We start from the raw sequence: 4350 nt of genomic DNA on the forward strand, positions 1-4350 counted from the left end.
CTCGCCGAAGTCCGCACGCAGCGACTCCGGCGCGGCGCGCACGGAGACCTTGCGATAGGTGTACTCCTTGCAGCCGATGCAGGCGTGGGCGCGCGCAATGCGTTCGGCGCGCTCCTGCGATATCACGATGCGCCGCCGGTCGAGCCGCCGTCGGTCAATGACTTCGGCACATCGGGATAGCCGAGCCCAGTAGACGCGGCCGTGCGCGTCCCCGACGCGCGCGGCACGTCGCTGGCGCTGTCGGTGTTGCGACTCGTGGCGTTGAGCAGCTCGCGCAATCCACCGAGCGCGCCCATGACGCCGCTGGCCTCGGCCGGCAGGAAGATCGTGGAGCCCTTGCCCTGCGTGAGCAGTGGCAACGCTTCGAGATACTTGAGCCCCAGCATATACATGGCCGCCTGCCCTTCCGGCAGCGCCGATGAAATGCGTGCGATGGCTTCCGCTTCGGCATTCGCCACGGCAAGTCGTGCTTCGGCCACACCCTGCGCGCGCAGCACGCTGGCATCCCGTTCTCCCTCGGCCTTGCGCACCTGCGATTCGCGCTGCCCTTCCGATTCGAGAATGGCTGCGCGCTTGCCTGCTTCGGCATTCGTGACGGCCGCGCGACGCTCTCGCTCGGCGCGCATCTGCAGCTCCATGCTCTGCTGAATGTCACGCGGCGGCTCGATGCTCTGCAGTTCGACACGTGTGACGTCGACGCCCCAGCCGATCGACGCTTCTTCGATCACTTCACGCATCCGCGTGTTGATGATGTCGCGACTGCCGAGCGTCTGATCGAGCTCCATCTCACCCACGATGTTGCGCAACGTGGTGCGCGTGAGCGTCTCCAGCGCGTACGGCAGGTTCTGGATGGAGTACGTGGCCTTCTGCGGATCGGCCACGCGATAGTACATCACGGCGTCGATGTCGATGGTCACGTTGTCCTTCGTGATCACCGGCTGGCTCGGAAAGTTGAGCACCTGTTCGCGCAGATCGATGCGCGTGGTGGCGCTCTGGATCACACGGCGCGCTCCACCAACATCGGTCTCGAAAAAGCGCACGTCGATCGAGCGCGGACGTTCGATGAACGGGACGAGCAGGTTGAGTCCCGACCGCGCAATGCGGTTGAAGCGGCCGAGCCGCTCGACCACCATCACTTCTGCCTGTCCGATGATCTTGACTGACGCGACCAGAATGACCGCAATCAGCACGCACGCAATGATGAGGACAGGCATAGGCGGTCAGTTCTTCCAGTCAGCGAGGAATAAGTTGGTTTCGCCCGGCTTCGCGTCGTGCCGGTTCGAGGCCCAGATCAGCGACTTGCCGTCGGGGCTGAACATCGGGAAGCCGTCGAAATCTTCGTGCGTGGTCAGACGCTCGAGTCCCGTACCATCCACGTTCACGAGAAACAGATCGAAGTTGCGGCTGCGCGGATTGCGATGATTCGATGAGAAGATGATACGCTTGCTGTCGGGCGTCCACGAGGGGCCGAAGTTCGCACCGCCGAGCTTGGTGATCTGCGTCTGGTCGGATCCGTCGGCGTTCATGACGAACAGCTCCATGCGGTTGGGCCGGATCATGCGCTTGCCGAGCAGGTCCTGATAAGCCTTGAGTTCGGCCGGGTCGGTGTAGTGCCAGGCGCGATACACGATCTTCTTGCCGTCGGGCGACCACCACGGACCACCGTCGTAGCCGGGCGTGGTGGTGAGGCGCTTCACGTTGGTGCCGTCGACGTTCATCGTGTAGATGTCGAGGTCGCCGTCCTTGAGCGACGTGAACACGATCGACTTCCCGTCGGGTGAAAGCACACCCTCGGCGGTGTACACGCCGTAGTTGGTGAGGCGCTTGAGATCCTTGCCATCGCGGCCAACGGTGTAGATGTCGAACGGATCGATACCCCACACGTAGCCCTGCGACGGATCCGGCTTCACGGGGCACGCGCTGTCGGCGGCGTGCGTGGAGGCGAAGAAGAGGCGCTGGCTGCCCGGCAGGAACCATCCACAGGTGGTCTTGCCGCCGACCGACACCTTGGTGAGTCCCGACCCGTCGCGACGCATGACGTACTGCTGATCGCAGGTGCGACCGTCGCGGGTGGACTGGAAGGTGATCCACTGGCCATCGGCGCTGAAATACGCTTCGGCATTCTCGCCGCCATTCGTGAGCTGGCGGATGTTCGCGATGTGCGACTCGCCGCTGTCGGGGGCGATGACGTCGCCCATCGGGGCGGCACTGGTGGTCGCGCTGGAGCGCGACGAGGGGGTGCAGGCCGCCGCGAGGCTGGCGACTGCAACGAGGATCGGAAGGGGGGCAGAAATACGCATGGGCTGAACCGTAGAGAGGTTCAGCCCATGCGGCAATTCAGTAGAGATACGTACAGTTACGAAGGCCTACGCCCGTGTCGGCGGGCGGTCAGTTGCCGCTGCGGCGGGCCACGCCCGCCTTGGTCACGGCCGGGGCGGAGCCGGCGGCGGTGAAGACGTCCCTCTGCGTGGCAGCCTTCTTGAGCAGGTCGATCGCGGCGCGCAGCTGGTTGTCGTCCTTCAGGCTGCGACGACGGACCAAGGTGTCGCCGAAGGCGACCTTGGCCACCCGGTCTTCGATGGCGCGGTCGATATCCGGTGCGCCGCCGTCCCAGATGGCCTTGTCGATCTTGACGGTGTCGGCGGTCAGCTTCTGGAAGAGCTCTTCGCGCCACGCCGGGTTCACCGCGAAGTCGGGCTTCACCTTGCCCTTCTGTCCCTCGGCGATGAGGGCGATGTGATTGAAGTACTTCTGGAAGCTCGGCGCGATGGCACGACGGAATGCCTGCTCGGCCTGGGACAGGGTGTCCGGGGCGACGATCACGTCGGGGGTGATGGCGCCACCGCCGTACACCGTGCGCCCACCCGCCGACTTGAAGGTCGGGCGCGCTTTCCGCACGGAATCCGTTTCCATGGAGTCGGGAAGCACTTCGGCGAACTGGCCGTCCGCGTTCATTTTGCGCTCCTTCTGGATGGAGCGACCCGATGGCGTGAACCATTTGCCCGTCGTGATCTTGAGGGCGTAGCCGCCATCGAGATTGTAGACCGACTGGACGAGGCCCTTGCCGAAGGACGTGGTGCCGAGCACCAGCGCGCGGTCGTAATCCTGCAGCGCGCCGGCCACGATCTCGGACGCCGACGCGGAGCCGCCGTCGACGAGCACGACGAGCGGGACGTCCGGAGCGAGCGGATCGCGCTCGGCGACGAACTTCTGAAATTCACCGCGACCGCGCACGGACAGCAGTTCCTTGCCCTTCGGCAGGAACAGGTTCGACATGGCGAAGGCCTCGTCGAGAATGCCGCCCGGGTTTCCGCGCAGGTCGATGATGATGCCCTTTGCGCCGCGCTTGCTCAGCGCGATCACGGCATTGGCGATGTCTTCGGTGGCCTGCTCGGAGAAGCGCTCGAGCGGCACATAGCCGGTACGGTCATCAAGCATCATGCTGTACCGAACCGCAGGTGCCTTAATCTCGGCCCGTGTGAATTTCATCTTTACGGGCTGGGGCACACCAATCCGGCCGAACGTTACGACGACTGGCGTACCCACAGGGCCGAGCAGCTTGTTCTGGACCTGCTGCGTATTGAAGCCACGCGCGTTGGTGGTGTCGATGATCATGATCTTGTCGCCTTCCTGCACCCCACCGCCCTCGGCGGGGGAGTTCGGGAAGACCTTATTGACGGTCACGTAATCGCCGACCTTCGAGATCTCCATGCCGATGCCGGCGTAGCGACCGTTGGTGTTGCGCGAGAACTCTTCGAGCTGCTTGGGGGTGAAGAGTTCGGTGTAGGGGTCGTTGAGTTCCTTCACCAGGCCGCGCGCGGCCTTTTCGTACAGCTGTTGGGCGTCGAGCGTGTCCACGTACCGCAGCGCGACGAACGTGAGCACCTGGTCGAGGAGTTGCGCGCCGCCACGCGTGGACCGCGCCTGGAGGGCGAAGCCCCCGGCGAGCACGGGAACGAGCAGCAGGCTGGCCAGGGCGGCCTTACGGGTACGTGTCATTCGGCTGTTCTCAAAGGAAGGACCGGGGAAAACTCTCTAAAATACGTACGCCTGCCGCTCGCTGCTGTTCCGGTACGCGGGGGTCAGGTGTCTTCGCGGGGACGGGAGCCGAGGACGTAGTCCACGCTCCAGACCCGGTCATGCTGCCGAACGGCGATATCTCTCACCAATCCGGCACTCAGCAGCATTTCGTGCGCCGGCTGCAAAACGCGCTGGAGGTGCGATGGGTATCGCTGCGTGAGCGGCAGCTGCTCGGCCAGTCGTTCCAGCGAGACGCGCCAGGAGAGCCGACCATCGGCGCGGGCGACCTCGAGGATGCGGTACAGGCGCCGGGCGACGGGTGACGACAGG

General features: G+C 64.7%; 4 protein-coding genes. All 4 read right to left on the bottom strand.

Features of this window, described 5'->3' with window-relative positions; translation table 11 throughout:
- Nucleotides 1-122 precede the first annotated feature (122 nt).
- Nucleotides 123-1214: an SPFH domain-containing protein gene (locus ACIRA7_RS15240; protein WP_396221696.1), complete on the bottom strand. Its 1092-nt coding sequence runs from the start codon at nucleotides 1212-1214 to the stop codon at nucleotides 123-125.
- A gap of 6 nt (nucleotides 1215-1220) precedes the next feature.
- Nucleotides 1221-2300, bottom strand: a complete 1080-nt coding sequence (locus ACIRA7_RS15245) for a hypothetical protein (RefSeq protein ID WP_396221697.1) — start codon at nucleotides 2298-2300, stop codon at nucleotides 1221-1223.
- Nucleotides 2301-2388: 88 nt separating this feature from the next.
- A complete protein-coding gene (locus ACIRA7_RS15250) occupies nucleotides 2389-3999 on the bottom strand; it encodes a S41 family peptidase (RefSeq protein WP_396221698.1) in 1611 nt (536 codons plus the stop codon).
- 83 nt (nucleotides 4000-4082) lie between these two features.
- A partial coding sequence (locus ACIRA7_RS15255) for a hypothetical protein (protein ID WP_396221699.1) occupies nucleotides 4083-4350 on the bottom strand: 268 nt, incomplete at its 5' end.

This window comes from Gemmatimonas sp. (assembly GCF_044376735.1).
Lineage (GTDB): Bacteria > Gemmatimonadota > Gemmatimonadetes > Gemmatimonadales > Gemmatimonadaceae > Gemmatimonas.

Excerpts from the sequence above, each read along its gene's own strand:
- ACIRA7_RS15240 (WP_396221696.1), bottom strand. The coding sequence starts at position 1,214 with ATGCCTGTCCTCATCATTGCGTGCGTGCTGATTGCGGTCATTCTGGTC.
- ACIRA7_RS15245 (WP_396221697.1), bottom strand. The coding sequence starts at position 2,300 with ATGCGTATTTCTGCCCCCCTTCCGATCCTCGTTGCAGTCGCCAGCCTC.
- ACIRA7_RS15250 (WP_396221698.1), bottom strand. The coding sequence starts at position 3,999 with ATGACACGTACCCGTAAGGCCGCCCTGGCCAGCCTGCTGCTCGTTCCC.